Source organism: Streptomyces sp. NPDC002306, assembly GCF_053593435.1.
In genome coordinates this window covers 15,778-41,819 of sequence record NZ_JBSFCK010000045.1, presented here as the reverse complement: position 1 = coordinate 41,819, position 26,042 = coordinate 15,778, and the positions used below count along the sequence as shown (strand labels likewise).

Annotated in this window: 23 protein-coding genes; 7 read left to right on the top strand and 16 right to left on the bottom strand. The window is 71.0% G+C overall.

The window, feature by feature from the left end; all coding sequences use genetic code 11:
- Positions 1–247 precede the first annotated feature (247 nt).
- Positions 248–982: a helix-turn-helix domain-containing protein gene (locus tag ACWCQK_RS37115; RefSeq protein WP_451162851.1), complete on the top strand. Its 735-nt coding sequence runs from the start codon at positions 248–250 to the stop codon at positions 980–982.
- Positions 983–1,167: 185 nt separating this feature from the next.
- On the opposite strand, the gene ACWCQK_RS37110 is transcribed toward ACWCQK_RS37115, so the two are convergent.
- On the bottom strand, positions 1,168–1,521 hold the full coding sequence (locus ACWCQK_RS37110) for an ATP-binding protein (RefSeq protein WP_451162849.1): 354 nt from the start codon (positions 1,519–1,521) through the stop codon (positions 1,168–1,170).
- 142 nt (positions 1,522–1,663) lie between these two features.
- Entirely contained in the window at positions 1,664–2,827 is a 1,164-nt protein-coding gene (locus ACWCQK_RS37105; RefSeq protein ID WP_451162847.1) for an adenosine deaminase, read from the bottom strand.
- Between the two features lie 113 nt (positions 2,828–2,940).
- Here ACWCQK_RS37105 and ACWCQK_RS37100 point away from each other — a divergent pair, with 113 nt between their 5' ends.
- Complete coding sequence (locus ACWCQK_RS37100; RefSeq protein ID WP_451162845.1) at positions 2,941–3,702, top strand: alpha/beta hydrolase; 762 nt, start codon at positions 2,941–2,943, stop codon at positions 3,700–3,702.
- Between the two features lie 79 nt (positions 3,703–3,781).
- On the opposite strand, the gene ACWCQK_RS37095 is transcribed toward ACWCQK_RS37100, so the two are convergent.
- Entirely contained in the window at positions 3,782–4,744 is a 963-nt protein-coding gene (locus ACWCQK_RS37095) for a LysR family transcriptional regulator (RefSeq protein ID WP_451162843.1), read from the bottom strand.
- Positions 4,745–4,806: 62 nt separating this feature from the next.
- Between ACWCQK_RS37095 and ACWCQK_RS37090 the strand changes: the two genes are divergently transcribed.
- The 3 genes from ACWCQK_RS37090 to ACWCQK_RS37080 all read left to right on the top strand — a co-directional run bounded on the left by ACWCQK_RS37090 (position 4,807) and on the right by ACWCQK_RS37080 (position 8,550).
- Positions 4,807–6,075 carry an MFS transporter gene (locus ACWCQK_RS37090; RefSeq protein WP_451162841.1) on the top strand — a complete coding sequence of 423 codons (1,269 nt, stop codon included), beginning with the start codon at positions 4,807–4,809 and terminating at the stop codon, positions 6,073–6,075.
- Between the two features lie 211 nt (positions 6,076–6,286).
- Positions 6,287–7,426 (top strand): DNA polymerase III subunit beta, encoded by a 1,140-nt coding sequence (gene dnaN, locus ACWCQK_RS37085; protein WP_451162839.1) that lies wholly within the window; start codon positions 6,287–6,289, stop codon positions 7,424–7,426.
- A gap of 107 nt (positions 7,427–7,533) precedes the next feature.
- The gene (locus ACWCQK_RS37080; protein ID WP_451162837.1) at positions 7,534–8,550 is read left to right on the top strand and encodes a sigma-70 family RNA polymerase sigma factor; all 1,017 of its coding nucleotides are present in this window, start codon (positions 7,534–7,536) and stop codon (positions 8,548–8,550) included.
- Here the strand turns inward: ACWCQK_RS37080 and ACWCQK_RS37075 are convergent.
- Positions 8,434–8,820: an STAS domain-containing protein gene (locus tag ACWCQK_RS37075; RefSeq protein WP_451162855.1), complete on the bottom strand. Its 387-nt coding sequence runs from the start codon at positions 8,818–8,820 to the stop codon at positions 8,434–8,436. The two genes, ACWCQK_RS37080 and ACWCQK_RS37075, sit on opposite strands and share 117 nt — an antisense overlap.
- A gap of 181 nt (positions 8,821–9,001) precedes the next feature.
- Here ACWCQK_RS37075 and ACWCQK_RS37070 point away from each other — a divergent pair, with 181 nt between their 5' ends.
- Positions 9,002–9,922: an AEC family transporter gene (locus tag ACWCQK_RS37070; protein WP_451162835.1), complete on the top strand. Its 921-nt coding sequence runs from the start codon at positions 9,002–9,004 to the stop codon at positions 9,920–9,922.
- Positions 9,923–10,152: 230 nt separating this feature from the next.
- Here the strand turns inward: ACWCQK_RS37070 and ACWCQK_RS37065 are convergent, their stop codons facing one another.
- From ACWCQK_RS37065 to ACWCQK_RS37030, 8 genes are all read right to left on the bottom strand, one after another.
- Positions 10,153–11,430: a thymidine phosphorylase gene (locus ACWCQK_RS37065; RefSeq protein ID WP_451162833.1), complete on the bottom strand. Its 1,278-nt coding sequence runs from the start codon at positions 11,428–11,430 to the stop codon at positions 10,153–10,155.
- 73 nt (positions 11,431–11,503) lie between these two features.
- Entirely contained in the window at positions 11,504–11,914 is a 411-nt protein-coding gene (locus tag ACWCQK_RS37060) for a cytidine deaminase (RefSeq protein WP_451162831.1), read from the bottom strand.
- Positions 11,911–13,173 (bottom strand): ABC transporter permease, encoded by a 1,263-nt coding sequence (locus ACWCQK_RS37055; RefSeq protein WP_451162829.1) that lies wholly within the window; start codon positions 13,171–13,173, stop codon positions 11,911–11,913. Before ACWCQK_RS37055 ends, ACWCQK_RS37060 begins: the two co-directional genes overlap by 4 nt.
- Positions 13,173–14,294, bottom strand: a complete 1,122-nt coding sequence (locus tag ACWCQK_RS37050; RefSeq protein WP_451162827.1) for an ABC transporter permease — start codon at positions 14,292–14,294, stop codon at positions 13,173–13,175. The genes ACWCQK_RS37055 and ACWCQK_RS37050 overlap by 1 nt, the downstream gene beginning before the upstream one ends.
- Positions 14,291–15,946 (bottom strand): ABC transporter ATP-binding protein, encoded by a 1,656-nt coding sequence (locus ACWCQK_RS37045; protein ID WP_451162853.1) that lies wholly within the window; start codon positions 15,944–15,946, stop codon positions 14,291–14,293. The genes ACWCQK_RS37050 and ACWCQK_RS37045 overlap by 4 nt, the downstream gene beginning before the upstream one ends.
- Positions 15,947–16,169: 223 nt before the next feature.
- On the bottom strand, positions 16,170–17,219 hold the full coding sequence (locus ACWCQK_RS37040) for a BMP family lipoprotein (RefSeq protein ID WP_451162825.1): 1,050 nt from the start codon (positions 17,217–17,219) through the stop codon (positions 16,170–16,172).
- 226 nt (positions 17,220–17,445) lie between these two features.
- Entirely contained in the window at positions 17,446–18,477 is a 1,032-nt protein-coding gene (locus tag ACWCQK_RS37035; protein WP_451162823.1) for a BMP family lipoprotein, read from the bottom strand.
- 335 nt (positions 18,478–18,812) lie between these two features.
- A complete protein-coding gene (locus ACWCQK_RS37030; protein WP_451162821.1) occupies positions 18,813–20,045 on the bottom strand; it encodes an amidohydrolase in 1,233 nt (410 codons plus the stop codon).
- Positions 20,046–20,381: 336 nt separating this feature from the next.
- Between ACWCQK_RS37030 and ACWCQK_RS37025 the strand changes: the two genes are divergently transcribed.
- A complete protein-coding gene (locus tag ACWCQK_RS37025) occupies positions 20,382–21,107 on the top strand; it encodes a class I SAM-dependent DNA methyltransferase (protein WP_451162819.1) in 726 nt (241 codons plus the stop codon).
- A 166-nt stretch (positions 21,108–21,273) separates the two neighbouring features.
- Here ACWCQK_RS37025 and ACWCQK_RS37020 read toward each other — a convergent pair whose 3' ends face one another.
- From ACWCQK_RS37020 to ACWCQK_RS37005, 4 genes are read right to left on the bottom strand one after another with little or no spacing between them, the layout of a single operon-like run.
- Positions 21,274–22,359 carry a hypothetical protein gene (locus ACWCQK_RS37020; RefSeq protein ID WP_451162817.1) on the bottom strand — a complete coding sequence of 362 codons (1,086 nt, stop codon included), beginning with the start codon at positions 22,357–22,359 and terminating at the stop codon, positions 21,274–21,276.
- Between the two features lie 56 nt (positions 22,360–22,415).
- Positions 22,416–23,354, bottom strand: a complete 939-nt coding sequence (locus tag ACWCQK_RS37015) for an N-acetylneuraminate synthase family protein (RefSeq protein WP_451162815.1) — start codon at positions 23,352–23,354, stop codon at positions 22,416–22,418.
- Between the two features lie 13 nt (positions 23,355–23,367).
- Positions 23,368–24,627 carry a cytidylyltransferase domain-containing protein gene (locus tag ACWCQK_RS37010; protein WP_451162813.1) on the bottom strand — a complete coding sequence of 420 codons (1,260 nt, stop codon included), beginning with the start codon at positions 24,625–24,627 and terminating at the stop codon, positions 23,368–23,370.
- Between the two features lie 35 nt (positions 24,628–24,662).
- On the bottom strand, positions 24,663–25,985 hold the full coding sequence (locus ACWCQK_RS37005) for a DUF6716 putative glycosyltransferase (RefSeq protein ID WP_451162811.1): 1,323 nt from the start codon (positions 25,983–25,985) through the stop codon (positions 24,663–24,665).
- Positions 25,986–26,042 lie beyond the last annotated feature (57 nt).

Here is a 26,042-nt window from a genome sequence, read left to right as displayed (position 1 = left end):
TGCATCGTTCTCTCCTTCTGCTGCACCGCGGGCCCCATCGGCCCGCGGTTTCCGTTGATGGAAAAGCTACGTTGCATTCACGACTCTGGCAACACTCTCGTTGCGCATGCATGACGTATATGCAGGTAGAGGCAGAGAATTCGTTGCAATGGAGCTAAATCTAATGCAACAAGCGTCGCGCGTACGTTGCAATGAATTGAATGTGAACGCTATAGTGGAGGCACCGAGAAGCACGGAGGAGGCCGGGATGCCCGGAGGCAGACTCACTCAGCAGGAACGTCAGCAGATCGCGCTGGGACTGGCCGACGGCCTCGCCTACGCGGAGATCGCCAGACGCCTCGACCGCCCGACCTCGACGATCACACGCGAGGTGATGCGCAACGGCGGCCCCACCGCCTACCGCGCGGACCTCGCCCACCGCGCCACCGAGCACCGCACCCATCGGCGCAGGCAGGCCGCACCCCGGGGGCCGGAAACGCTTCCGCAGGCCCACGGACGCGACGCGGAGGCGGTGCGCGAGTACGAGGAGACGTTCACCACCGTTCTCATGCAGTCGGGTCTGTCCAAGATGATGGCGCGGGTGCTGGTCTGCCTCTACACCACCGACGCGGGCAACATCACCGCGGCCGAACTCGTCCGGCGTCTCCAGGTCAGCCCCGCGTCCATCTCCAAGGCGATCGCCTTCCTGGAGGAGCAGGGCCTCGTCCGCCGGGAACGCGACGAACGCCGCCGCGAGCGCTACTTCGTAGACGACGACGTCTGGTACCAGTCGATGATGGCCAGCGCCCGCTCCACCGCCCAGCTCGTCGAGACCGCGAGGCAGGGCGTCGGCGTCCTCGGCGCCGGCACCCCCGCCGGCGCCCGCCTCGAGAACATCGCCCGCTTCCTCGACTTCGTCAGCGAGAGCATCGCCCGCGCCGCGGAGCAGGCCCGCGAGATCCTCTACACGAAACCCGAACCGACCTCGGACAGCCCCACTTGATCGCACGGGTCGTCGTAGGCACAGACCGACACCGGTCGCCGTAGGCACACCGGCACGGATCGTCGGACGCGCGCACCCGCACAGGCCGTCGTCGTACGCGCGCACCGGCACGGGTCGTCGTACGCGCACATCGAAGGGGCGCACCCGCCGATCGTGGGTGCGCCCCTTCGGTGCGCGCGTTCCGCTCAGCCCAGCGGGATCCCGTTCACCGGCAGGCCGTGCGTGGGCAGTCCCTGCAACGGCAGACCGCCGAGCAGCCCGGCGACCGGGGCGGTCGGACCGTCGGCGAGCATCTTCGCGGCGGCCGGCCTGGCCGCGGCCACGCCCGCTTCGAGCGCCGGCTTCGCCTGGGTCAGCGCCTCACCGGCACCCGGCAGCGCCTGGGCAACACTCTCCGCCGGCAGCGTCTTCGTGACGGTGTCCAGGGCCTGGGAGGCGTCCGGGACGGCCGGGGCGGCACTCGCGGCGCCCGCTCCGACAGCGGCGAAGGCGGCACCGAGAGCGGCGACGCCGAGGGTTTTGGCAGCAGACTGCTTCATGGTGGATGCGTCCTCGAAAAGGGGATGACGGGGATATGAGCGGTCCACGACCGTAAACACGCGGGGCCACCCGCCGCAAACATCGAAATGCGGACGGATGGTGAATGTCCGTCCGCGTTCCGCGCTCCCCGAGCGCCCCCGATCAGCCTTCGACGACCACAGAACCGCTGGTGGAGGCGGTTTGCTGGAACAGCCATTCGGATTTCAGTTCTGCATATCCGGGCTTGATGACGTCATTGATCATGGCCAGGCGTTCATCGAAAGGAATGAACGCTGATTTCATCGCATTGACGGAGAACCACTGCATGTCGTCGAGCGTGTAACCGAACGCGTCGACAAGGTGCTCGAATTCCCGGCTCATGCTGGTGTGGGACATCAGCCGGTTGTCCGTGTTGATCGTGGCGCGGAAGTGCAGTCGGCGCAGCAACCCGATCGGGTGCTCGGCGTACGAGGCCGCCGCCCCGGTCTGGAGGTTGGAGCTCGGGCAGAGCTCCAGCGGGATGCGCTTGTCGCGCACGTAGGAGGCGAGCCGCCCGAGCGTCACGCTCCCGTCGTCCTTGACCTCGATGTCGTCGATGATGCGCACGCCGTGGCCCAACCGGTCGGCGCCGCACCACTGGAGGGCCTGCCAGATGGACGGCAGTCCGAAGGCCTCGCCCGCGTGGATGGTGAAGTGGTTGTTCTCCCGCTTGAGGTACTCGAAGGCGTCGAGGTGCCGGGTGGGCGGGTAGCCGGCCTCGGCGCCCGCGATGTCGAAGCCGACGACGCCCAGGTCGCGGTAGCGGTTGGCCAGTTCGGCGATCTCCAGGGAGCGGGCCGCGTGCCGCATGGCGGTGAGCAGGGCGCCGACCCGGATGCGGTGGCCGTTGCCCCGGGCGATGCGCTCGCCTTCCCGAAAGCCCTCGTTGACGGCCTCGACGACCTCTTCGAGCGTCAGGCCGCCTTCGAGATGCTGCTCGGGGGCGTAACGCACCTCGGCGTAGACGACACCGTCCTCGGCGAGGTCCTCGGCGCACTCGGCGGCGACCCTGACGAGCGCGTCGCGGGTCTGCATGACGCCGACGGTGTGCGAGAAGGTCTCCAGATACCGCTCCAGGGAACCGGAGTCGGCGGCCTCCCGGAACCAGATGCCGAGCTTGTCTGGGTCGGTCTCGGGGAGTTGGGAGTAGCCCGCGGCGCGGGCGAGGTCGACGACGGTCCCGGGACGCAGACCGCCGTCGAGGTGGTCGTGCAGCAGAACCTTGGGCGCCCGGCGGATCTGGTCCGAGCTCGGGGTGGTGCCGATCCGGTCAGTCTGGCTCGTCATTTCCGCACTTTAACTCCTACGCGCGTAGAGTTCTCGTTGTACACAACCGCCGATACGTAACGGTGACCCCACCGACGGGTCGCGTACACCACCGCTTCTGACACTGTTCTGTCATGGCACAGCAATCGACACCGGTTCGCACGGCCCGGTTGGGGCGCGCGCCCGGTCCCGAGCCGACGTCGGTGAGCGGAGTGGTGCTACTGCTCCCCGGCGGCGAGGAGACCTCCTCCCGCAGACCCTCACCCATGCTCGCGGCGGCCTCCGTACGGGCGTTGGGGCGCCGCCTCGCGCGCGCGGGCCGGGACGAGGGCCTGGCCGCCCATGTCGTCCACTACCGGTGGCGCGGCTGGAACGGCAGCGAGGCCCATCTGGCGCGGGACGCGTCCTGGGCCGTCGACGAGGCACTACGACGCTACGGCGATGTCTCCGTCTGTCTGCTCGGCGTCGACATGGGCGGCCGCGCCGCACTGCACGCGGGTGGCCACGAGGCCGTCAACTCCGTGCTCGCGATCGCGCCTTGGCTGCCCGAGGAGGACACGGCCGCGACACCCGAACCGGTGAAGCAGCTCGTCGGGCGCCGGGTGCTGATCGTGCACGGCACGAACGACGAACGCACCGATCCCGAGCTGTCCTTCCGGCTGGCGGCACGGGCGAAGAAGGCCAACCGGGACGTGTGCCGGTTCGAAGTGCACACCGACGGCCACGCCTTGCACCAGTACCGGGACGAAGTGCACGCGTTGGCCGAGGACTTCGTGATGGGCGCGCTGTTCGGGCGGACGTTCTCACGACCGGTCGAGGACGCGCTCGCGGCCCCGCCACCCCTCGGACTGCGGATGCCGCTGGCGGTGGGCTTCGGCAAGTCCCTGCGCCGCTGAGGGGCCGCCGGCGGGCCCGGCCGGGGTCGGAGAGCCGGACGCGGGCGCTCGCCCACCCGCGCACCCGGGTCGCCTCCCCTCAGGCCGGCAGGAGGTTGCCGCGTTTCGACAGGAGGAACCTCTTGAAGGCCGCCACCGGAGGCGTGTCCGGGTGCCCGTCCAGCCAGGCCACACCGATCTCACGCACCGCTCTCGGCGCGGTGACCGTCAGCTCCACCACCCCCGGCCGGGCGACGGCGGGCGGAGGCAGGAGGGCCACCCCCAGCCCGGCCGCGACCAGGCCCCGGAGCGTCTCCGCCTCCTCGCCCTCGAAGGCGACCCGGGGCCGGAACCCGGCCTCCTGACAGAGGTCGTCGGTGATGCGGCGCAGCCCGTAACCGGACTCCAGGGTCACGAAGGTCTCGTCGGCGGCCTCGGCGAGGCGGATGCGGCGGCGGGTGGCCAGCCGGTGGTCGGCGGGGACGACCAGGCGCAGCTTCTGTTCGTCCAGGCGGCGCGCGACGAGGTCCGGGGCGTCCGGGACGGGTGAGGTCAGACAGAGGTCCAGCTCGCCCGCCCGGAGCCCTTCGAGCATCGCCTCGCCGTAGTTCTGGACGAGACTGAAGCGGACGCGGGGGTGGTCGGCCCGGAAGGCGTGCAGCAGTCCTGGTACGGTCTCGGCGCCCATGGTGTGCAGGAACCCGAAGGCGACCTTGCCGGTGGCGGGGTCGGCGTCGGCGCGGACCGCGTCGGCGGCCCGCTCGACCTCGGCGAGGGCACGCTCGACGGACGCGAGGAAGGTGCGGCCGGCCGGGGTGAGCGACACCGTGCGGCCGCGGCGCGCGAAGAGATCCACCCCCAGATCCTGTTCGAGGCGGACCATGGCCCGGGACAGGGTGGACTGCGGGACCTGCATCTCGTGGGCGGCTCGCGTGACGTGCTCGGTACGGGCCACACCGGCGAAGTGGGCCAGCCGCGGGGCGAGCAGCGAGACGATGTCGTCCCTGTCTTTTGTGTCACCGGTCGGTGACAGTCGATCCTGTGACCTGTACTGATGCGCCATGGGAACGATTATGACGATTCCATGCATTGGACGGATGAAACCCGGCTGCCTAGCGTCGAAGTATGTCTCCCGCCAGTACCGGGGCGTCCACCCTCGTGGACGCCGTCCCGTCCCTCCCCGCCCCCGACTCCCGCCTGGCCCCCGGCGGCCCCGGCTACCGCCGGATGAGCTTCGCGCTGTTCCTCGCGGGCGTCGCCACCTTCGCGCTCCTCTACTCCACCCAGGCCCTGCTGCCCCTGATCTCCGGCGAGTTCGCGGTGACGGCGGGCCAGGCGAGCTGGACGGTGGCGGCGGCGACCGGCGGCCTCGCGCTGTTCGTGCTGCCGATGAGCGCGCTCTCGGAGCGGTTCGGCCGCCGTACGGTGATGACGTGGTCGCTGGCGGTCGCGGTGACCGTCGGGATGCTGGTCCCCTTCGCCCCGTCGCTGGGGTGGCTGATCGTGCTGCGCGGGCTCCAGGGCGCGGCGCTGGCCGGACTGCCGGCGTCGGCGACGGCGTATCTGGCGGAGGAGGTCCGCCCCAGGGCCCTGGTCACGGCGATCGGCCTGTTCGTCGCGGGCAACAGCGTCGGGGGGATGAGCGGCCGGGTGATCACCGGCTGGGTCGCGCAGGAGTGGGGCTGGCGGGTGGCCGTCGGCGCGATCGGGGTGATCGCGGTCGGCTGCGCGGTGGCCTTCAGGCTGCTGCTCCCCGCCCCGCGGCACTTCCAGGCGGGCTCCCTGCGGCCCCGGGTCCTGCTCGGCACGGTCCGCTGCCACCTCGCCGACCCGCTGCTGCGCCGGCTGTACGCGATCGGCGCGCTGTTCATGACGGTGTTCGGCGGGGTGTACACGGTCATCGGCTACCGCCTCACGGAAGCCCCCTTCTCGCTCCCGCAGGGCATCGTCGGCTCGATCTTCCTGGTCTACCTGGTCGGCACGGTGTCGGCGTCGACGGCGGGCCGGCTGGTCGGCCGACTGGGCCGGCGCGGCGCCCTGTACCTGGCCGGCGGCACGACGGCGACGGGCCTGCTGCTGTCCCTGGCCGACTCGCTCCCGCTGGTGCTGCTCGGCCTGGTCCTGATCACGGCGGGCTTCTTCGCCGGTCACGCGGTGGCGTCCTCGGCGGTCAGCAAGACGGCCACCACCGGTCGCGCCCAGGCGTCGGCGCTCTACCAGTCCGCGTACTACATCGGCTCCAGCGCCGGCAGCACGGTCGGCGCGCTCGCCTTCCACTCCGGCGGCTGGGCGGGGACCGTGGGCGTGGGCGTCCTGGCGGTGCTCGGCGTCGTGACGATCACGGTGTTCGGGTCCCGGGCGGCACGGCTGGAACGGCGCGTGGCGGCGGCTTGAGCGAGCAGCCCGCCCGGGCCGGCCGGAGCGGTCTCGGCAGGCCCGGCGGCTGAGGCCGGGACCGCGGGTCCCACACCGCCGCCCTCCGCACCGCCCCCCATCCCACTCCCTCTCACCCCCCTCCCTCTCACCCCCTGCTCAGCACCGGTTGTCAGTGCCCCCGGCTAGCGTCCGCGGACACGCCGACCATGCCGAGCAGGGGGTTCGTCACATGGAGTTCCGAACAGAGCGCGGGATCCTCGCGGAGGCCGTCGGACTGGCGGCACGGGCGCTGCCCGCCCGTACCCCCGTACCGGTGCTGGGCGGCCTGCTGCTGGAGGCGGCGGCCGGGCGGCTGACCGTGTCCGGCTTCGACTTCGAGGCGGCCGTGCGCATCGGCGCGGAGGCGCGGACGGTGGTGGACGGCGAGGTGCTCGTCCTCGGCCGTCGGCTGCTGGACATCTGCCGGGTGCTGCCGGAGGGACCGGTCACCTGCGCGCTGGAGGGGTCACGGTTCACCGTGGAGGCGGGCGGCACCCGGTTCGGGCTGTCGACGCTGCCCCTCGGGGAGTATCCGGCCCTGCCGGTGCCGCCCCCGCCGTACGGGACGGTGGACGCCGCCGCGTTCGCGACCGCCGTCGGCCAGGTCGCGGTGGCCGCCGGACGCGACGACACCCTCCCGGTCCTGACGGGCGTACAGCTGCGCCTGGAGGGCGGGACGATGACGCTGGCCGCCTCGGACCGCTACCGGTACGCCGTACGGGAGCTGGAGTGGAAGCCGGAGGCGGCGGCCGCCGACGCCACGGTGGAGGCGCTGCTGCCCGCGCGCCGGCTGCTGGACGTGGCGCGTTCGCTGGCCCGCTGCGGTGACGTGCGCATCGGGCTGGACGGGGTGGGCGGCGGCCTGGTCGGGTTCGAGGGCGGGGACATGCGGACCGTCGTACGGCTGCTGGAGGGCCGGCTGCCGAAGTACGGTTCGCTGTTCGACGTGGCGGGGGCCGCCGTCGCCGAGGTCGACCGGGCGGCGCTGGCGGAGGCGGTGCGGCGGGTGTCGGTCGTGGCGGAGGCGAACAGTCCGGTGCGCCTGGACTTCTCGGCGGGCGACGCGTCGGTGCTGGTGCGGGCCGGGTACGGGGACGATGTGGCGGCGCAACGGCTGCCGGCCGTGCTGACCGGCGCCGCGGAGGTCACGGTGGCCTTCGGCCCGGCGTACCTGCTGGACGCGCTGACCTCGTTCGAGGCGCCCGGGCTGCGGATGGAGCTGCTCGGGGCGGGACAGCGGGCACTGCTCGGCGGAGTCGGCGGAGTCTCCGAGGGGGTGGCGGACGGATCGCACCGGCATCTGGTCATGTCCGTGAAGCAACTGGTCTGACCTGGGCTTTTGCGCACTCCCGGGGCCTTTGTCAGTGGGGTGCGGTAGCTTCCGGAGTGCTGGGGCGCACAGGCGCGCGACAGAACGGCCACAGGGGTGGGTGGACCATGAGTGACGGTACGGCGACGGTGGACGACCTCGACATCAGGCTGGAGAAACACCGGGTCGAGCTGACCGGCTACTGCTACCGCATGCTCGGCTCCTCCTTCGAGGCCGAGGACGCGGTGCAGGACACGATGGTCCGCGCCTGGCGCAGCTACGAGAAGTTCGAGGGGCGCTCCAGCCTCCGCTCCTGGCTCTACCGCATCGCGACGAACGTGTGTCTGGACATGCTCACGGCCGGCAACAAGCGGGCCCGTCCCATGGACCTGACCGAGGCGACCCCGCTCGCGCGGGCCGCTCTCTCGCCGCGCCCGGACCACACCTGGCTGGAGCCGGTGCCGGACGGCCGGGTGCTGCCGACGGTCCAGGATCCGGCGGAGGCCGCGGTGGCCAAGGAGTCGGTGCGGCTCGCCTTCATGGCGGCCCTTCAGCAACTGCCGCCCAAACAGCGGGCGGTGCTGATCCTGCGGGAGGTGCTGGCCTGGAAGGCGAGCGAGGTCGCGGAGCTGCTCGACACCTCGGTGGCGTCGGTCAACAGCGCGCTCCAGCGGGCCCGCGCGACGCTCTCCGAGCGGGACGACTCCGGTGCGGACGCGGCGGTCTCGAACCCGCTGGACGAGGAGCAGCAGAAGCTCCTGGAGCGCTATATGGCGGCGTTCGAGGGCTATGACATGACGGCACTGACGGCGTTGCTGCACGAGGACGCCATCATGACGATGCCGCCGTTCGACCTGTGGCTGACCGGCCACGACGACATCACGGGCTTCATGACGACGGTGGGCGCGGCCTGCGCGGGTTCGCGGCTGCTGCCGGTCGAGGTCAACGGGCTGCCGGGCTTCGCCCAGTACAAGCCGGACCCGGAGGCGGGCGGCTTCTCGCCGTGGGCGATCCAGGTCCTGGAGATCTCAGACGGCCGGCTCACCGGGTTCCACTTCTTCCTCGACACGCAGCGGTGGTTCCCGCTGTTCGGGCTGCCCCTCCACCTCGAAGCGGAGACCGACCAGGTGGAGGAGGGCGCGTAGGGCGGCGTCGGGGGCCCGCAGCCGGATGCGGCCCCCGGCCCGGCGGGCCGCCAGTTCGAGCCGGGCCAGCAGGTCCACGGCCCCGAGGCCCGGCGGCCCGAGCCCGCCGACATCGCAGACGACGACCCCGCTCCCGGTGCTCTCCAGCAGCGCCCGCACAGCGTCGCAGAGCCCCGTCACCTCGTCCCGGGTGGCGGGGCCCGACAGCACGAGTACGGCGGGTGTCATGGCGTCCACGTGCGGTAGACCGGGAGGCGGGCCGTAACTCATCGCGGCCGGCCCGGCGTACCCGTGCCGCGCGGCCGTGAGGATCACATTGACCTGGCCGGGGCCGCCCCCGGAGGGTTACCTGTATGCCTCACAGATCGCCCGCGCCCACTTCCTCGCCACCCGGCCCAGCGGCCTCACCCGCCCTCGCGTTGCCTGCCGAACCGGCCGCTGAGGGGGTTCCGTGCAGGGGGTGTTGAGCGGCTTCGCGGTCATCGCGGTCGTCATCGGCGTCGGCTACCTGCTCGGGCGGGGCGGTCATCTCGGGGAGCACGGCCGCGAGGTGCTGACCAAGCTGGCCTTCCATGTGGCCTCCCCCGCCCTGCTGTTCACCATGCTCGCGCGGGCCGACCTGTCGGTGATCTTCTCCAGCCGGCTGCTGGTCACGGCGATGAGCACGGCGGCGGCGGCCGGTGTCTTCGTCGCGGTGGGGGTCCTGCGGCGCTGGGGCGTGGGCCGGACGACGATCGGCGCGCTGTGTTCCAGCTACGTCAACTCCGGCAACCTCGGCATCCCGATCGCCGTGTACGTCCTGGGGGACGCGTCCCTGGTGGCGCCGGTGCTGCTGTTCCAGCTCATCGGGGTCACGCCCGTCGCGCTGACGATCCTGGACCTGTCGGGCGAGGGCGCGAAGGGCCCGCTGTGGCGGCGGCTGCTCACGCCGCTGCGCAACCCGATCGCGGTCGGCTCGCTCGCCGGGGTCGTCGTCTCGGCGAGCGGGCTGCGCATCCCCGCCCCGGTCCTGGACCCGCTGACCCTGATCGGCAACATGTCGGTGCCGGCGGTCCTGCTCGCCTTCGGCATCTCCCTGTGCGGCAGCACGATGCCGGGCCGCGGCCCGGACCGGTTCCCGGTGCTGCTGTCGGTCACGCTGAAGTCGGTGGGCCAGCCGGCGGCCGCCTGGGCGCTGGCGGCGGGCGTCTTCGGCCTGCACGGAGCGCAGTTGCTCGACGTGGTGGTGACCTCCGCCCTCCCGGCCGCCCAGAACCTCTTCACCTACGCCTCCAGTTACGGCGTGGGCGAACGGCTGGCCCGGGACTCGATCCTGCTGTCGACGGCGCTGTCGGTGCCGGTACTGGTGGTCGTGGCCGCGTTGCTGGGGTGACGGCGTTCAGTCGACGGGAGACTCGCCGGTGTCGATGACGAGGTCGAAGGGCGCGGGCAGCTTCAGGGACTCGCCAGAACCGGACGAGGTCGTCCCAGCTCCGCTCGGGGTCCTGGCTCACGGTGAGTGCCCTCATGCCGGTCTCCTTCGGTGCGTCACCGATCTCAGCATGCCGAACGGGACCGGTGGAGGTCCACCGATCCCGTTCACCCGAAGGAGGAAAACGCAGGTCAGGCGATACGTTCCAGCACGACCGGCGTCGCCGCGAACGGCGTGCCGGCCGCGGCGACGTCGTAGGAGCCCTCGACCGCCTCCAGCGCGTACTCGAAGCGCTCGGGGGTGTCGGTGTGCAGCGTCATCAGCGGCTGGCCCTCGACGACCGTGTCGCCCGGCTTGGCGTGCAGCTCGACGCCCGCGCCCGCCTGCACCGGGTCCTCCTTGCGGGCGCGGCCCGCGCCCAGCCGCCAGGCGGCGACACCGACGCCGTAGGCGTCGAGGCGGGTCAGGACGCCGGAGGCCGCGGCCTTGACGACGTGCTGCTCCTTCGACGTGGGCAGCGGGGCGTCCGGGTCACCGCCCTGCGCGGCGATCATGCGGCGCCAGACGTCCATCGCGGAACCGTCGGCCAGGGCCTTCGCCGGGTCGGCGTCCTTCACGCCCGCCGCGTCCAGCATCTCGCGGGCCAGCGCGAGAGTGAGCTCGACGACGTCCGCCGGGCCGCCGCCCGCCAGCACCTCCACCGACTCGCGCACCTCCAGCGCGTTGCCCGCGGTCAGACCGAGCGGGGTCGACATGTCCGTCAGGAGCGCGACCGTCTTCACCCCGTGGTCCGTGCCCAGGCCCACCATCGTGGCGGCCAGTTCCCGCGCGTCCTCGATGGTCTTCATGAAGGCGCCGGTGCCGACCTTCACGTCCAGCACCAGGGAGCCGGTGCCCTCGGCGATCTTCTTCGACATGATCGAGGAGGCGATCAGCGGGATCGCCTCGACCGTGCCGGTGACGTCGCGCAGCGCGTACAGCTTCTTGTCGGCGGGGGCCAGGCCGTCACCGGCCGCGCAGATCACGGCGCCGGTGGTGTCGAGGACGTGCAGCATCTCCTCGTTGGACAGCAGCGCCCGCCAGCCGGGGATCGACTCCAGCTTGTCCAGCGTGCCGCCGGTGTGGCCGAGGCCGCGGCCCGACAGCTGGGGCACGGCGGCACCGCAGGCCGCCACCAGCGGGGCCAGCGGCAGGGTGATCTTGTCGCCGACACCGCCCGTGGAGTGCTTGTCGGCGGTCGGACGGGAGAGGGCGGAGAACTCCATGCGCTCGCCCGAGGCGATCATCGCCGCGGTCCAGCGGGCGATCTCACGGCGGTCCATGCCGTTGAGCAGGATCGCCATGTTGAGGGCCGCCATCTGGTAGTCGGCGACCTCGCCACGCGTGTACGCGTCGATGACCCAGTCGATCTGCTCGTCGCTGAGCTCACCGCGGTCCCGCTTGGTACGGATGACGGAGATGGCGTCCATGGCCATGACTTTCCTTCCGGGGAAGTGCGAAGCGCGCGGCCCCTCTGCGCGAGTCAGAGGGGCCGCACGGGAGTTACTTGGTGAGGTGATCCGGGCCGAAGGCCTGCGGCAGCATCTCCACCAGCGGCAGGATCCCCGCCGGGGTCTCCAGGAAGAGGTCCGGTCCGCCGAACTCGTACAGCAGCTGCCGGCAGCGTCCGCACGGGACGAGGATGTCGCCCTTGCCGTCCACGCACGTGAAGTGCGTCAGCCGGCCGCCCCCGGTGCGCTGCAGCTCCGAGACCAGACCGCACTCGGCGCACAGCCCGAGCCCGTACGAGGCGTTCTCGACGTTGCAGCCGGAGACCGTACGGCCGTCGTCGACCAGGGCGGCGGCCCCGACCGGGAAACCCGAGTAGGGGGCGTACGCGCGGGACATGGCCTCGCGGGCCAGCGCGCGCAGTCCGTCCCAGTCGACGGCGACGGCGGTGTCGTCCGGGGTCACTTGCCCTGCCCCCTGCGGTACGGCAGGCCGTCCGCCTTCGGCATCCGCAGGCGCTGCGACGACAGGGCGAGCACCAGCAGCGTGACGATGTACGGGGTCGCCGTCACCAGCTGCCGCGGGACCTCTCCCGTGCTGGCGTACCAGACGAACAGCAGCGCCGAGATGACGGCGGTGATCACGGCGGGCACGTACTTCTTCTGCCAGGCGAGGTAGGCCGCGCCGAACACCAGGAGGATCGCCAGCAGCAGGATCAGCGCGTGGACGTTGGTCGTACCACCGCGCAGGTTGAGGCTGTCGGTGTAGCCGAACAGGCCCGCGCCGAGGGCGAGGCCGCCCGGCATCCAGTTGCCGAAGATCATCGCGGCGAGACCGATGTACCCGCGGCCGGCCGTCTGGCCGTCCAGGTAGACGTTGGACGCGACGATCGACAGGAAGGCGCCGCCGAGTCCGGCGAAGCCGCCCGAGATGATCACGGCGATGTACTTGTACTTGTAGACGTTGACGCCGAGGGACTCGGCCGCCACCGGGTTCTCACCGCAGGAGCGCAGACGCAGACCGAAGGCGGTGCGCCACAGCACCCACCAGCTGACCGGCACGAGGGCGACGGCGACGACAGTGAGGGGCGACAGGTCGGTGATCAGACCGCCGACGAGGCCGGCCAGGTCCGAGACCAGGAACCAGTGCTTCTCGTTGAGGGTGTCCAGCGCGCTGGACAGACCGGGGATGTCGAAGGTGCCCAGCGAGTCGATCGGCGGGGACTGCTTGGCGGAGCCCTGCGGGGCGTCCTCGAAGGTGAACTTCGACAGGTAGCGGGTGGTGCCCAGCGCCAGGATGTTGATGGCCACACCGGAGACGATGTGGTTGACGTTGAAGGTCACGGTGGCGATGGCGTGCAGGACGGCGCCGAGCGCGCCGCCGATGATGCCGAAGGCGACACCGACCCACGGGCCCCACTGGTAGCCGGCCCAGGCACCGAACCAGGTGCCGAGGATCATCATGCCTTCGAGGCCGATGTTGACGACGCCCGCGCGCTCGGCCCACAGACCGCCGAGGCCGGCCAGGCCGATCGGGACGGCCAGGCGCAGCGCCGTGGACATCTGGCCGGTCGACGTGATGCCGTCCGCGCCGCTGATCAGCCGGACGATCGAGGTCAGGACCAGTACGCCCGCGATGACCAGCAGGAGTACGGGGAGCGACATGCGGCGGCCGCCCTTGCGCGGCTTCGCCTGCGGCTTCTTGGCGATGGTCACGGTGGACATCAGGCCGCCACCTCCTTCTTGGTGTTCTGAGCGGCGGCCGCGGCGAGCTCCGCACCGACCTGCTTCTGCTGGCGGCGCAGACCCCACTGCCGTACGGCCTCGTACGAGATGACGACCGCGAAGACGATCAGGCCCTGCATGATCGTGGCGATCTCCTTCTCGTACGCCACCGGGGTCGCGTAGTCGAGAGCCGGAGAGGCCTTGTCGAGGAACGCCCACAGCAGCGCGGCCAGCGCGATGCCGCCGGGGTTGTTGCGTCCGAGCAGGGCGATGCCGATGGCCGTGAAGCCGAGCCCGGCCGGGAAGCTCAGGCTGTAGGTGTGGGTGTCGCCGAGCAGGAGCGGCAGGCCGGACAGGCCCGCCACCGCGCCGGAGATCAGCATCGCGGTGAGCACCATGCGCTTGGCGTCCACGCCGGAGGCCGCGGCGGCGGTCTCGGACTCGCCGGTGGCCCGCAGGTCGAACCCGAAGCGGGTGCGGTTGAGGACCAGCCAGTACGCGATACCCAGAACGATCGCGAGGAAGACCAGGCCGTAGATCTCGCCGACGTCCGAGCCCAGGTCGATGCCGGGGACCCAGCCGGACTCCTTCATCACACCGGTCGTGCTGTTGTTGCCGAGCTGCACGCCCCAGACGTCGGAGAGGGTCAGGTAGCCGATGAGGCTGGTGGCGATCGCGTTGAGCATGATCGTCGCGACGACCTCGCTGACGCCGCGGGTCACCTTCAGGACACCCGCGATACCGGCCCAGAAGGCACCGGTGAGCGCGCCGACGAGCAGCAGGACCGGGATCTGGAGGAACGACGGCAGCGCCAGGTGGGCGCCGACGACGGCGGTCATCATGGCGCCGAGCCGGTACTGGCCGTCCACGCCGATGTTGAAGAGGTTCATCCGGAAGCCGAGGGCCACCGCGAGGGCCGCGATGTAGTACAGCGAAGCCTGGTTGATGATCAGGACCTGGACATCGGAGAATCCGGCCTGTTCGATCATCAGACGGTACGGCTCGAACGGGTTGTCGCCGGAGGCGACCAGCACGACCGAGGTCAGCAGGATCGCCGCGACGAGCGCGATGACCGGGCCGGCCACCGCGAGGAGCACGCGCTCCTTGTCGAACTTCTTCATCGGGCCTCGTCCTCCGGGGCGGTCTCTTCCTCGACGTGCTCCAGGTGCCCGGAGGCGGCGCCGGTCATGGCCGTGCCGAGCTCCTCGGGGGTGATGGTCGCCGGATCGGCGTCGGCGACGAGCTTGCCGTCGTAGATCACCCGCAGGGTGTCCGACAGACCGATCAGCTCGTCCAGGTCGGCGGAGATCAGGAGCACGGCGAGGCCCTCGCGGCGGGCCTCACGGATGCGGTCCCAGATCTGTGCCTGCGCGCCGACGTCCACACCGCGGGTGGGGTGGGCGGCGATCAGGAACTTGGGGTGGTGGCTCATCTCGCGGCCGACGATCAGCTTCTGCTGGTTGCCGCCGGAGAGGGAGGCCGCGGTGACGTCGATCCCGGGGGTGCGGACGTCGTACTCCTCGACGATCCGGCGGGTGTCGGCCTGGGCACCCTTGGGGTCCAGCCAGAAGCCCCTGGCGTTGGGCTTCTCGGTGACGTGGCCGAGGATGCGGTTCTCCCAGAGGGGGGCCTCCAGGAGCAGGCCCTGGCGGTGGCGGTCCTCGGGGATGTAGCCGACGCCGCGCTCGCGGCGCTTGCGGGTGGCCCAGGGGGTGATGTCCTCCCCCAGGAAGTGGATGGAGCCGGAGTCGGCGTGCTTCAGGCCGATCAGGGCGTCGATCAGCTCGGTCTGGCCGTTGCCCTCGACACCGGCGATGCCCATGACCTCGCCGGCGTGGATCGTGAAGCTGACGTCGTCGAGGACGCGCTTGGCGTCTCCGCCGCCCGCGAACTCGGTGAGTCCCTCGCCGGTGGGCTCCCCGGCCTCGCCGAGGGAGGCGCCGCCGCTGGCGTAGACGGTGAGGTTCCTGACCTCGATCACCGACTTGTCCGTGACCGTCGACTCCGCCGTCTCCGGGGTGGGCAGCTCGCTGCCGACCATCATCTCGGCGAGCTGGCGGGGGGTGGTCTCGGCGGGGACGGCCGTGCCCACGGTGGTGCCGCGCCGGATGACCGTGATCTCGTCGGCGACCGACAGCACCTCGCCCAGCTTGTGCGAGATGAAGATGACGGAGAGGCCCTCGGACTTGAGCTCGCGCAGGTTGTCGAAGAGCGCGTCGACCTCCTGCGGCACCAGGACCGCGGTCGGCTCGTCGAGGATCAGCGTCGTGGCGCCGCGGTAGAGGACCTTGAGGATCTCGACGCGCTGACGCTCGGCGACGCCGAGGTCCTCGACCAGGGCGTCCGGGCGCACGCCCAGTCCGTACCGGTCGGAGATCTCCTTGATCTTCTTACGGGCGGTGCCGCCGATGCCGTACAGCTTCTCGCTGCCCAGCACCACGTTCTCCAGCACGGTCAGGTTGTCGGCCAGCATGAAGTGCTGGTGGACCATGCCGATGCCACGGACGATGGCGTCGGCGGGGCTGCCGAAGCTGACCTGCTCGCCGCCGACCGCGATGGTCCCCTCGTCCGGCTTCTGCATGCCGTAGAGGATCTTCATCAGTGTCGACTTGCCGGCGCCGTTCTCGCCGACGAGGGCGTGGACGGTGCCTTTTCGGACAGTCAGGTGGATGTCGTGGTTGGCGACGACACCGGGAAACCGCTTGGTGATCCCCGCCAGCTCGACCGCGACTGTCGACGGAGCGGTGAGCGGAGGGCTGCTGGACGCGTCGATGGCGACTCTCCTTGGGAAAGGGGCCGCTCTACGCGCGTAGCGCCCCTGCTTTAAATAGTGCCCGAACCTGATCGTTCTCGACTCGCTCACGATCCGTTCCGAGCATTCTGCCGCGCGAACGGGGCGCGGGGGGACATCCTCCCCGCACCCCGTTCCGCGGCCGTAACGCTGCCATTACAGCGCCCTTTTGGCCATGTCTACGACAGGGCTATGACCGCGGGTTTCAGGAGGTCTTGACCGTGATGGTGCCGGCCTTGATGCCTTCCTCGGCCTTCTTCACGGCGTCCTGGATGGCGCTGTCGCTCTTGAAGGCCGGGTTGGAGTCCGACAGGCTCACGCCGCCGTTGTCCAGGCTGCCGCGGACCGTGCCGGTCTCCGGCTTCTTCTCGTGGACGGACTTGGCCAGGTCGTAGACCGCGCCCTCGACGTTCTTCATGGCGGAGGTCAGGATCGAGTCCTTGTACTTCGCCAGCGCGTCCTGGTTGTACTGGTCGGAGTCGACACCGATCGCCCAGACCTTGTGCGCGTTGGCGGCCTTGATGACACCCTGGCCGGACAGACCGGCGGCGGCGTAGACGACGTCGGCGCCCGCGTCGATCTGGCCCTCGGCGGCGCTCTCACCCTTGTCGGGGCTGGAGAAGCCACCCTCCTGCGCGGTCTCGGTCAGGTACTGCTCCTTGACCTTGACGCCCGGCTTGGTGGCCTCGACGCCCTGCTTGAAGCCGGCGCCGAACTTGTGGATCAGCGGGACGTCCACGCCGCCGATGAAACCGACGGTGTTGGTCTTCGTGGCCTTGGCGGCGGCGACGCCGGCGAGGTAGGAGGCCTGCTCCTCGTGGAAGACCAGGTCGGCGACGTTGTCGGCCTTGATGGTCTCGTCGTCCACGATGCCGAAGGTGGTCTTCGGGTACTTCGCGGCGACCTCCTTGACGGCGGGCGCGTAGGCGAAGCCGACACCGATCACCGGGTTGTAGCCCTGCTTGGCCAGCGTCTCCAGGCGCTGCACCTTGTCCGCGTCCGACTCGCCGTCCTGCGGCTCGACGGACGTGCTCTTGTAGCCGAACTCCTTGTCGGCCTTGTCCAGGCCGGCGCTGGCGGCGTCGTTGAAGGACTGGTCACCCTTGCCGCCGACGTCGTACGCCAGGGCGAGGCCCAGGTTCTTGTCGCCGCTCGAGGACGAGGACGAGGTGGACGAGCTTCCGCAGGCGGAAACAGTGACGGCAAGAGCTGCGGTTGCAACGCCTGCAACCGCAATACGGGACACCCGGCGCATGGAACGAAACTCCTTAGTGCAAGCGCCCAAACCAGGCGCTGGTTCCGCCGCAGCGTAACGCGCGTAGACGAGACGGAAAACCCCTTCTGTCCGGTCCGTTACCGAGCTGTGGCCGCATTCGTCACCCAGGTTACGGACAGCAGTGCGCCCCTTGCAGGAGGCAAGGGGCGCACTGGCTGAACAGACATCCGGACGGGCCCACGGACCCGCTTCCCGGGGCCGGACGCTACTGCGTCTTGACGGTGACCGTGCCGGCGATGATGTCCGCCTTGGCCTTGTCGACCGCGGCGACGACATCGGTCATCGCCTGGTACTTCGGGTTGGAGTCGGCGAAGCCGACGCCGCCGGACTTGAGGTCGCCACGCACCTCACCCTTCAGCGGCTTGCCCTCGACGACGGACTTGGTCAGGTCGTAGACCGCGCCGCCGACGTTCTTCAGGGCCGAGCCGAGGATGTAGTCCTTGTACTTGGCGAGCGCCGCCTGCGCGTACTGGTCGGAGTCGACGCCGATGGCCCACACCTTGTGCTCGGCGGCGGCCTTGATCACGCCCTGGCCGGACAGACCGGCCGCCTGGTAGACGACGTCGGCGCCGGCCTCGATCTGGCCGTTCGCCGCGCTCTCACCCTTGTCGGGGCTGGAGAAACCGCCCTCCTGAGGCGTCTGGGTGAGGTACTGCGACTCGATCTTGATGTTCGGGTTGACGGACTTGGCGCCCTGGTCGAACCCGTCCTCGAACTTGTGGATCAGGGGGATGTCCACCCCGCCGATGAACCCGATGTGGTTCTTCTTGGTGGCCTTGGCCGCGGCCACGCCCGCCAGGTACGAGGACTGCTCCTCGTGGAAGACCATGTCGGCGACGTTGTCGGCCGTGATGGTGGCGTCGTCGATGATGCCGAAGGTGACCTTCGGGTACTTCGCGGCGGCCTCCTTCACGGCGGGCGCGTAGGCGAAGCCGACACCGATGATGGGGTTGTAGCCGGCCTTGGCCAGGGTCTCCAGGCGCTGCACCTTGTCGGCGTCGGACTCGCCGTCCTGCGGCTCGACGTCCTGGCCGCCGATCTTGAACTCCGTGCGGGCCTTGTCGAAACCGGCGAACGCGGCGTCGTTGAAGGACTGGTCGCCCTTGCCGCCGATGTCGTACGCCAGGCCGATGCCCTTGCCCGAGTACTTGCCGGACTCGGAGTCACTGCCGCTCGTCGAGTCGGTGCTGGACTTGCCGCAGCCGGCTGCCGCGAGTGCGACGACCGCGACGGTCACCGCTGCTTGGGAGAACCTGGTCCTCCGAGATATCAGACGCACAGCAAGCACCCTTCATCCCCACGGCACCGTCGCCGGCCCGCTTCCCCTTGCGCCGCCTCAGGTGGCGATTCCGGCGCAGAGTAACGCGCGTAGAAGGGGAGGGGAACGGGGTTTCTCGCGGCCGTTATCGATTCGTGCCGACGACGGGTTACATTCACCCGCCACCGGTTACGGCCGGGTGACACAAGCGGACGAAGGGGTGCGCACCAGGCACCCCTTCACTTCCCCCGCGCACCACCCCGCTCGGCGCGCCTCGGCAGGCCCCGGGGCGCCCGCGCAGGTCTCGGGGCGCCTCAGCGCGTCGCGTCCAGCAGGGCCGCGGCCGTGAACAGCTCCACGCCGACCGTGATCGCGGACTCGTCGGCGTCGAAGTCGCCCTGGTGCAGATCGCGCACCGTGCGCTCACCGGGCGTGCGCACCCCGAGCCTGGCCAGGGCGCCCGGCACCTGCTCCAGGTACCAGGAGAAGTCCTCACCGCCGAGGCTCTGCTCGGTGCCCTCGACGGACTCCGCGCCGCGCCGCACGGTCATGGCGTCCCGCAGCAGGTCGGTCACGTCCGGGTCGTTCACCACCGGCGGGACACCGCGCACGTAGTTGATCTCGGACTTGGCCCGGTGCAGGTTGGCGACCTCGTCGATCGCGGCGACCACGACGTCGGGCGCCTGCCGCCACGCGTCGATGTCCAGGCAGCGCACGGTGCCGGAGAGCTCGGCCCGCTGCGGGATGACGTTCGGCGCGTGTCCCGACTCGATCCGCCCCCAGGTCACCGCCAGCCCGCTGCGCGTGTCGACGCGCCGGGCGACGATCGCGGGCACGTCGGTGGCGACCCGGGCCGCGGCCGTGACGAGGTCGGTGGTCAGATGGGGGCGCGCGGTGTGGCCGCCGGGCCCGCCGAGGGCGATCTCCAGCCGGTCGCAGGCGGAGGTGATGGCACCCTCCCGCAGACCGATCCGCCCGGCGTCGACCCTGGGATCGCAGTGCACGGCGATGATCTGCCGCACCCCCTCCAGGGCCCCGCACTCGATCGCGTCGGCGGCGCCGCCCGGCAGCACCTCCTCTGCGGGCTGGAAGATCAGCCGCACGGGCCGGGGCAGCAGGCCCCTCTCGTGCAGGTCGGCGAGGACGAGTCCGGCGCCCAGGACGACGGTCGTGTGCACGTCGTGTCCGCAGGCGTGCGCCCTGTCGGGCACGGTGGAGCGGTACGCGCACTCGGCCTTCATGTCCGGAATGGGCAGGGCATCGATGTCCGCGCGCAGGGCGAGCATGCCGGGGCCGCCGTCCCACGCCCCGCCGGCCGCGCCGATGTCACAGACGAGTCCGGTCCCGACGGCGAGCACCCGTGGCTTCAGGCCGGCTCGCTCGAGCCGCTCCTTGATCGCCGCCGTGGTGCGGAACTCCTGGTTGCCGAGCTCGGGATGCATGTGCAGGTCGCGCCGGAAGGCGACGAGTTCGGCGCGCAGTGCCTCGGGCAGCGCGCCGGGGAGCACGGCATCCCCGGGGAGATCGGCCTCGGACTCTCGGGACATCAATTGCTTCACCCTCTGAAGGGTAGGACTCGGGGGCGGCCGACTGACCCTCGATCAACAAAACTTCAGCCCGTTAGGGGAAGAAAAACTGGCCGCCGGACGCATAGACAACGACGTGGACGGGTAAACTCGACCGCTTTTCCGGACGAGCTACGCACCCACCCACTCTTCAGGCATACCACGCCTCGCTGTACCCACGCCGTTCTGTTCACCTATCGGGATGGCACTGTGGCAGGAGAGTGGCTCCACACCTGTCCGGTCGCGAAGCCGTCCGGGGGAGGAATCCTCGATGAACGGGCGGACGGGGCGACGGAGCCCTCGGTAACGTCCGGCTCCGTGACCCACCCCGAGAACAGTGTCCCCTCCGCGGCTTTCATCACGGCGACCCGGGCCTCGTACGACGCCATCGCCCACGACTACGCCGCCCGGTTCCCCGACGGCCTCGGCGGGCTACCGGTCGACCGGTCCCTCGTCGTCGCCTTCGCCGAACTGGTGAAGGAGCGCGGCGCGGCGCCCGTCGCCGATCTGGGCAGCGGGCCCGGCGACGTCACCGCCAGACTCCACGGCCTGGGCGTCCCGGTCTTCGGGGTCGATCTGTCCCCCCGGATGGTGGCCCTGGCCCGGAAGGCGCATCCCGCGCTCCGCTTCCACGTGGGGTCGATGACGTCGCTGGACCTGCCGGACGCGACCCTGGGCGGGGTGCTCGCCCTCTACTCGATCATCCACATCCCGGACGACCACCTGCCGGCGCTCTTCGCCGAGTTCCACCGGGTACTGCAACCCGGGGGCCATGTGCTGCTGGGGTTCCAGTCGGGTGACGAGGAGGGCGGACTGCATCTCTCGGAGCGCTTCGGCCACGAGATCTCGCTCGACTACTACTGGCGCACCCCGGACACGGTGGCCGACCTCCTCGCGAAGACCGGCTTCCGGCTCCAGGCGCGTCTCCTGCGTGGCCCCCTGGCCGACGAGACGCGCCCACGGGCGTTCCTCCTCGCGCGCAGGCCCGGGCGGGACGCCGAGGGCGCGGAGGACTGGGCGGACCGGGCCACACCCTGGACCTGACCGGACGACCATCGACTGACCGGACGACCACGGACTTGGCCGGACACGACGGGGACAGGCCCTGGACCCGGCCGGACACGCGGAACGGGGCCAGGTCGTGGACCTGGCCCCGTTCCGTCTGCCGGCCGGGATCCGCGCCGCCGCACGGATCCCGGCCGGGCGGTTCCTAGACCGCGCTCACCGCCGACAGCCGTGTGACGTCACGTGCCGTGCCCGTGACGCCCGACAGGAAGCCCTGGGCGCGGGGCGAGGCGTTCTCCGTCAGCCAGCCGGGGTCGATGTCGCACACCGCGACCCGCACCTCGGTGCCGACCAGCGCGAGCGGCAGCGTGTGGACGACCGTCGAGGGGAAGCTGAGGATCGTGCGTCCGATCGGACCCCGTCGGGCGATCAGTTCGAGCGGGAGTTCGGGGCGGACGATCTCCAGTCCCGTCTCCCCCGCCAGCCGGTGGAGCTTCTCGGTGCTCTCCCGGCGGTGTGCGAAGTACCGGGTGGCGCCGTGCGCCTTGGCCAGCGCCCGCACCGCCTCCACGTACCGGTCGGCGTCCACCACGCCGGTCTCCACCAGCGAGGTGCCGACCAGGTCCGCGCCCTTGGCGACCCGGGGCGGGCCGAAGCGGGCGCGGGTCCAGGCGAAGGTGTTGGCCGTGATCGTCACGCCTTCCGGCGCCTCCTCGATCGGCATCGAGGAGAAGATCTCGACCCGCCGCCCGTCGCCCGGTGTCAGCCGGCGCCGGGCCGACGACGACACCGGGGCGAACAGCACGTCACGCGGGCCGGGCCGGCCCCCCTTGCGATGCCAGCGCACCAGTCGCTCACCGCGGGCCAGCTGGGCGACGAACTCCATCGTCGCCGTGCCGTCGTCGACCACGACGAGGTCGCGGGCCCGGGTGATGGTGAGCAACAGCTGCACATAGCGGGAGAAGGGGTCTCCCATCACCACACGTTCCGCCCGGCGCAGCAGCCGGGACAGACCGCCGATGGTTCTGAAGGGCGCGGCCGTGCCGCCGCGCGCCTCCTCCCAACGGACTTCGTGTCCTTCTTCCCGGGCCAGCTCGGCCATGCGGCGGAGCTGGCCCCGGGTCATCGGGTCCATCGGGGACAGGACGACGAGGGTGAACCCCGTGCCGGACCTCTCCTGGCCGCCAAGTCCGTGTGCGTGTGCCCATTCGAGCACGTTGAGAAGTTGCACCGGGCTCTCGACGAAGGCCAGGGTGTGGGGGGTGCCGGTGGTACCGGCGCGAGGGTTCATCGACGTACGACCGTCCCGTAAGCCACTCGATGTCGGACTCGAAGTCACACGCGGACTCAGACCTGGACCGGCTCGCCCGCCGCAGCGGCGATCTCCGCCTCGGCGACGACACCGTTGACGCGGCGCAGCTTCTTCATCGGGCCGAGCTCGGAGTCGTAGACCTTCTTGACACCGTCACCGAGGGAGGCCTCGATGGTGCGGATGTCGCGGACGAGGCGGGTCAGGCCCTGCGGCTCGACCGAGGCGGCCTGGTCCGAACCCCACATGGCGCGGTCGAGGGTGATGTGACGCTCGACGAAGGTGGCGCCGAGGGCGACCGCGGCGAGCGTGGTCTGCAGGCCCGTCTCGTGACCGGAGTAGCCGATCGGGACGTTCGGGTACTCGGCCTGGAGGGTGTTGATGACGCGGAGGTTGAGCTCCTCGGCCACCGACGGGTAGGTCGACGTGGCGTGGCACATCAGGATGTTGTCCGAGCCGAGGACCTCGACCGCGTGGCGGATCTGCTTCGGGGTGGACATGCCCGTGGAGAGGATGACCGTGCGGCCGGTGGCGCGCAGGGCGCGCAGCAGCTCGTCGTCGGTCAGGGAGGCGGAGGCGACCTTGTGGGCCGGGACGTCGAACTTCTCCAGGAAGGCGACGGCCTCGGTGTCCCACGGGGAGGCGAACCAGTCGATGTTCTTGCTCTTGGCGTACTCGTCGATCTGGCGGTACTCGTCCTCGCCGAACTCCACGCGGTGGCGGTAGTCGATGTACGTCATCCGGCCCCAGGGGGTGTCGCGCTCGATGTCCCACTGGTCGCGCGGGGTGCAGATCTCCGGGGTGCGCTTCTGGAACTTCACGGCGTCGCAGCCGGCCTCGGCGGCGGCGTCGATCAGCTTGAAGGCGTTCTCCAGCTCACCGTTGTGGTTGATGCCGATCTCGCCGACGACGTACACGGGCTGACCCGGGCCGGCGGTCTTCGAACCGAACGAGCGCAGACGGGAGTTGGTGCTCATGGCAGAGATGTCCTTACTTGGTGAGGGTGTCGAGAGAGGGGCCGAGGATCCAGCTGGCGATCTCTCGGATGGCGCCGTCGCCACCGGGGATGGTGGTGACCGCGCGTGCGGCGCCGCGCACGACGTCGTGGGCGCTCGCGACCGCCACGGGCCAGCCGACGAGGGCGAAGCACGGGAGGTCATTGACGTCGTTGCCGACGTAGAGCACGCGCTCCGGCGCGATGCCCTGCTCCTCGCACCACTGCTTCAGTGCGAGGTCCTTCCGGTCGATGCCGTGCAGGACCGGGAGCTTGAGCTTCCGAGCCCGGGCGGCGACGACCGGGTTCTGTTCCGTGGACAGGATCAGCATCTTCAGGCCGCTCTTGCGCAGGGCGGCGATGCCGAGCCCGTCTCCGCGGTGCACGGAGACGATCTCCCGTCCGTCGGAGTCGATCAGCACCCGGTCATCGGTCTGGGTGCCGTCGAAGTCCAGTACGACCGCGTCGATGTCGTCGGCGGTCGGCAGCGAACCGGGGCGGTCCGCGTCGAACAGCGGGGCCAGCGCGCGGGCGCGGGCCAGGTCGTGCGGGTCGTCGATCTCCAGCACGCGGGCCGGGTCCGTGCGGACCAGCTCGGTGTGGCCGAAGAAGCGGTGCTGGTGCTCGCGGAAGCCCTCGGCCGCCATGGCGTAGGCGGCGCCGGTCTCCAGCAGGTCCTGCGGGCGGTCCTGGCGGCGGGGGCGGAAGGACTTGTCGTGGTTGACGCCGTACCCGCCCGTGGACGCCTCACCGTCGGTCTCGGCGGCGTTGATCTCGTCCGTGCCGTCGCGCCAGATGAAGCCGTGGAAGGGGGCCACGGTCACGGCCGTGTCGGCGCCGTTCTCGACGACCGCGCCGGCCACCCCGTCGATGTCCTCACGGACGATGAACGGGCTGGTGCACTGGACGAGCAGCACCACGTCGACCGGGGAGCCGTGCAGCGCCTCGTGGGCGTCCATGGCGTGCAGGACGGCGGCCTCGGAGGTGGCGGTGTCGCCGGCGATGGCGGCGGGCCGCAGCACGACCTCGGCGCCGGCCTGGCGGGCCGCGACCGCTATGGCCTGGTCGTCGGTGGAGACGACGACGTCCGTCACCAGCCGCGAGGCCCGGCACTCGCGCACGGCGCGGGTCACGAGCGGGACACCGCCGACGGCGGCGAGGTTCTTCGCGGGCACACCCTTGGAGCCGCCGCGGGCGGGAATCACCGCGAGCACCCGGCGCACCGAAGCGCCTTGGCCCGCTTCCGGGTTGGACATGGCATCTACTCCTTGGGCAGTTGTCTCGGCGGCGCTCACAGCTCGCCCATCCGCCGGATCACGGGCGCCACGCGCTGCACGCCGTGCCGGTAGGCGCCGCGGGCCGCCCGGCGGACGATCTGCCGGACCGCGCCCGGCTCCTTGTCGGTGGCCGGCGCCCCGGGCAGCGGGGCGCCGTCGGGGGCGAGGTGGTGGCGGGCGAGGATGCCCGGCAGGTATCCGGGCGCGGTCTCGGGCGTGTAGTACGGGGCCAGCGGCGGCAGCCCGCCGGGGCGGTCGAGGAGCTTGGTGATCCGGGCGCGGGCCGCGTCGAACGCCGTGTCGTAGGAGCCGTCGGCCGCGACGCCCTGCCGGGCCACCCATTCCTCGTCCGGCGTCGGACGGTGGCCGGCGTCGAGCTGGTCCCAGGAGGCGAGGCAGCCGGAGCCGACGAAGTGGTGGTTGCCGAGCACCTCGCGCACACCCAGGTCCGTCAGGACGACGGTCGGGATACGGCGGTGCAGGGCCTCCAGAGCGGCCGTCGAGCTGATCGTGACCAGCAGGTCGGTGCGGTCCAGGACCTCGCCCATGTGGCCGTAGACCAGGCGGAAGTTGGACGGCGGGTCGGCCCGCTGCACCAGCTTCTGGTACGGGAGCTCCTCGATGTGCGTGGTGTGCTCGCCGGGCTTGGAGCGCAGCTTGAGCAGCACCTCGCGTTCGGGGTGCTTGCGGGCGTGCCGGATCAGGCGCTCCAGCAGGTAGGTGCGTTCCCTGCGGCTCGCCGGGACGGACGGCTGCGCGGCGAAGACGACCGTGTACGGGTCGTGCTCGCCGGTGTACGGGGCGCCACCGAGGAACGGGAGCGCCACCTCCGTGACGGCCGACGCGTCGGCGCCGACCCCCTCGTAGACGCCGCGGAAGCGGTCCGCGTCCTGGCGCGAGTTGGCCAGCACCAGGTCGGCGCCGTGCCGCAGCAGCAGGCCGTCGGCGAGCTTCTCGTAGACGACACCGACGTAGCCGGTGACGACGACGGGCCGGTTCGCGCGGTCGGCCCAGACGTGCCGCAGGCCGTGCAGCATCGCCTGGACGCCACCGCCGACCAGGGCGATGACGAGGACGTCGTACGACTCCTCGTCCATCGCGCGCAGGAACTCGACGGCGGTCACCTCGCGCAGGGAGTCGGCGTGGACGCCGACCTCCTGGAGCTGCCGGGCGGTGGGGGTGGCTCGGCCGCGCAGGAGGTAGCCGTCGAGGCGGATGTCCGTTTCGCCCGTGTTAGTGGGTACAGTGCGCTTCGCGGTGAGCGCGCCCCACTTCCACCGGGTGTCGGAATCCGCGAGGACGGCGACTCGCAGGATCTTCGTTGCACTTGCTGGCACGTCGTAGACCGTAGGAAGGCATTCCTAGGTTCTGCCCAACCTGAAAGCAACAAAGGG